This window comes from Leisingera sp. (assembly GCF_034669605.1).
Classification (GTDB): domain Bacteria; phylum Pseudomonadota; class Alphaproteobacteria; order Rhodobacterales; family Rhodobacteraceae; genus Leisingera.
Window position 1 is genome coordinate 1 of record NZ_JAXMOX010000353.1, and the last position, 2,450, is coordinate 2,450.

The 2,450-nt window shown below is 60.0% G+C and carries 2 protein-coding genes; both read right to left on the reverse strand.

Annotated features, from left to right (window positions below; all coding sequences use genetic code 11):
- Window positions 1-1,185: Na/Pi symporter (locus VOI29_RS24085; RefSeq protein ID WP_323784374.1), on the reverse strand; the 1,185-nt coding region annotated here is incomplete at its 3' end.
- 160 nt (window positions 1,186-1,345) lie between these two features.
- Window positions 1,346-2,137 carry a DeoR/GlpR family DNA-binding transcription regulator gene (locus VOI29_RS24090; protein ID WP_323784376.1) on the reverse strand — a complete coding sequence of 264 codons (792 nt, stop codon included), beginning with the start codon at window positions 2,135-2,137 and terminating at the stop codon, window positions 1,346-1,348.
- Window positions 2,138-2,450: the final 313 nt, after the last annotated feature.

The window sequence follows — 2,450 nt, forward strand, 5'->3', positions numbered from 1 at the left end:
GGGGATCGCGGCCACATATTTCCGGACACCGGAGAGACAAGCGTTGACCTCATCGTCCATCGACTGGACGATCTTGATTTGCTCTTTGCTGCCTGATTGATACAGTTCCAGGATCGGGCGGAACATGGCATTGACCTGGTCCGACATCCGCAGCAATTCGCGTTTAAGATTAGAAACAGACACAGCAGGTGAGCCATAGCTGCCCTGTTCCAGCGCACTCACAGGCCGCCCCGGATGCTTTACCTCTGTCTGCCCGGGTTCGGGGAACAGCCGGGCAAAGACATCGCCCAACGGTGTGCAAAGCGGCAGCGTCAGCACTAGCAGTGACGCATTGAAGGCCAGATGCGCGTTGACCAGCATCTGACCGCCTTGCGGATCCCCCAGCACCCCTTGGCGCAGCGCCAGATTGGCGCCGAACAGGCAGATCACCGCCCAGGTGCCGCGCAAAGCCAGGTTGGCATAAGGGATGCGGCGGGCCCGCAAATCCATCCCGCGGCTCAGCCAGACCGGAATGAAAGCAGAACCGAAATTCGCCCCCAACACCAGTGAAAGGCCGGCGGCAAAGGGAATGGCACCAATCTGCACCAGCGTCACGCACATCAGGATGGCGGCAACAGACGAATGCATCACAAAGGCCAGTGCACCACCGACCAAAAACGCCGTGATGTAATCCCGCGCCAGATAGCCTGCAACTGCCGGCAAAAAGGTGCTGTCGCGGATCGGATCCATTGCCTCGCGCAGAAAACGCAGCGAAATCAGAATGAAGGCGACCCCCATCAAGATCCTGCCCAGCTGCCGCGCCTTCTTGGCTTCTGTCTTGACGAACAGGTACCCGCCTGCCGCCAGCAACACCGGCACCAGCCAATCGAGCTTGAAGGAGAGGATCTGAATGATCAGCGCCGAGCCCAGGTCGCCGCCCAGAACGATGGCCAGCCCGGTAGGAAAGGCCAGATAACCGCTGGCTGCGAACCCGGAGGTGAGCAGCGCCACAGCAGCCGAACTTTGCAAAACGATTGCCAGCACCAGGCCAACCAGGCCCGCCTGGAGATGGCTTTGCCGGCCAGTCAGCAACCGCTGGAATGACGCGCCATAGCTGCGCTCGATTCCGGTGCGCACCATCCGCACTGCATAAAGCAGCAGCATCGTGGCTCCCGCCAGACTGATGAGAAAAGTCAAAATTGCCATATCAGTTCCTGTTTGCGGCCTGCAGCGGGTTTGTATCGGCTCGTGCCGCAGCCAATTCTGCCTGATCGCGGCCCGGATGCACCCGCGGCGGGCATCTCCTGCGGCCGTTCATCAGGTCTCCTGCTTTTCAGGTTGCCTGGCGGGCAAGGCCAGATGGATATCAATCATCGTTGCCACCCTGGGCAACGTCCACTTTCACCCCCCAGCCTGCCAGCGCTGCAGAGAGTTTCTTGTCAGGTCTGCGGTCCGTAAACAGCGCATCGATCTTGCGCGGGGCGGGTCCGCAATGCGGCGCCGTTTCCGCGAACTTGGGATGGACCACAGCCACCGCCACCTGCTCTGCGCAATCGGCAACCACCCCAGCCAGCTGGGCCTCGGCCGCACTGTGATAAAGCACGCCTTGTTTGGCAGAAAATGCGTCTGCAGACAGTATCGCCAGATCCAGCGCAAACCGGCGGACCTGCTGCTCAGCCACAAAGCCAAAGGTGCCGCGCTCATTGCTCTGCAATTCACCGCCTAACAGATGCACCCTGTTACCATTGTGGTTTGCCAGTGCCTGCGCAGCTCCGATAGAATTTGTGACCACGATCAGCCCGGTCTTCTGCCGCAATTCCTCCGCGATAAATGCAGTGGTAGAACCGACATCCAGGAACAGCGCCATGCCATCACGGGCAAATGCGGCGACCCGGGCCGCGATCCCTGCTTTTTCCTTTTGATTCTCAGAAATCCGCCGGGCAAAGCTGGTCGCGCTTTGCGGCCCCGGCAGAAAGGCTCCGCCATGCACCCGTTGCACGGTGCCAGCCTTGTTCAGCGCCTTGATGGTGCGGCGCACCGTTTCCTCGGACACATCAAGCATTTTTGCAAGCTCTGCGCTGCGGGCCGAGCCACCCAAACGCCGCAAAGCGTCCACCAGTTCCAATTCGCGATGAGAGAGAGAAAGTGAATCCGTCAAGAATGAGCCTGTTCGCGTTTAACTGCCTTGCGACATAAGGCATGAATTCCTTCCGGGTTACAAGGCAGCCCCACAAATCCCCACATTTTTCAGCCTATCCTGACCTCCATCCGGGCATTTACCGCCAAACAGGCGCCATCATGTCCAACCTCCGGCTGCTCCTGCCTCTTTATTTGGCTTGCCTGTGGCAGCCTGAAATCGTTGCGGGGTGCGGCCACACCTGCGCGCGGTGCGGGCGCCTCCTGACGCAAAGCAAAACCGCCGCGGCCTTGCGGCGCGCGGCGGTTCGTTTTTTTCACTCCTGCAAGGGCTT